The organism is Nonomuraea sp. NPDC003201 (assembly GCF_053590415.1).
Genome location: NZ_JBSFTC010000769.1, coordinates 1 through 1,147, shown reverse-complemented (window position 1 = coordinate 1,147; position 1,147 = coordinate 1). Strand labels below are relative to the sequence as shown.

The window sequence follows — 1,147 nt, the reverse complement described above, 5'->3', positions numbered from 1 at the left end:
TCGGCCTGGCCGGCACCTTCACGTTCGATCCCAACGGCGTCACCGACGTGGCCGCCTACGTCTACGGGCTGGACACCACGCCCAAGTCCGAGGTCACGCCCGCCGCCGACGGCACGGCCACGATCGCGCTCACCCCACGCCACGACGGCCCCAACGTCCTGTCGGTACGCAGCAAGGACCGCGCCGGCCAGCTCGGCCCGATCCGCACCTACGTCTTCAACGTCAACAGCGGCAAGGGCCCGAACGGCCACTGGGCCATGAACGAGGGCCAGGGCACCGTGACCGCCGACGCCACCGGCGCGCACCCCGCCACCCTGTACGGGACGTCGTGGACCACCGGCAAGACCGGCGCGGGGCTGAAGCTGGCCAACGCCTACGCCCAGACCTCCGGCCCGATCACCGACACCAGCCGCAACTTCACCGTCACCGCCTGGGCCCGCCTGACGGGCACGACCGCCTCCGCCACCGCGCTCACCCAGGAAGGCGGCAGGACCGGCGCGGTCTCGCTGCAGTACAGCAAGACCGACGACCGGTGGGCGCTGGTGCTGGCGGGCACGGACGCCGACAACGCGACGACCGTGCGCGCCCTGTCCGGGGCCGCGCCCCGGTTGAACGAGTGGACCCACCTGGCCGGCGTCTACGACTCGGCCGCCCGCCAGATCTCCCTCTACGTCAACGGCAGGCTCGAATCCACGGTCGCCGCCACCTCGCCGTGGAACGCGGCCGGACCCCTCACCATCGGCCGCGGCAAGGTCAACGGCGCGGCGGCGGATTACTGGGCGGGCGACCTCGACGAGGTCCGCGTCTACGGCCGCGCCATGTTCGCCGATGAGCTCGCCGACCTGGTCAACAGCGCTGCCACGCTGGTCGGCCACTGGACGCTGGATGAGGAGTCCGGCCTGACGGCCGCCGACTCGTCGGGCAGGGGAACGCCCGCGACCCTGTCGGGCGGGGCCTCGTGGACGTCCGGCTGGCTGGACGGCGCGCTCGCGCTCGACGGCGTCAACGGCTACGCCCAGACCACCGCCCCCGCCGTCGGCACCAGATCCAGCTTCACCGTGGCCGCCTGGGTCCAGCTCGACTACCTGCCCACCGCCGACACCGCCGCCGTGGCCCAGCCCGGCAGCCGGACAGCCGGGTTCCAGCT

Annotated in this window: 1 protein-coding gene; it reads left to right on the top strand. The window is 73.2% G+C overall.

The genetic code is table 11. From position 1 onward, the window contains the following. Nucleotides 1-1,147 (top strand): LamG domain-containing protein (locus tag ACWDX9_RS63515; RefSeq protein WP_449973487.1); only part of this gene is annotated, 1,147 nt, incomplete at both ends.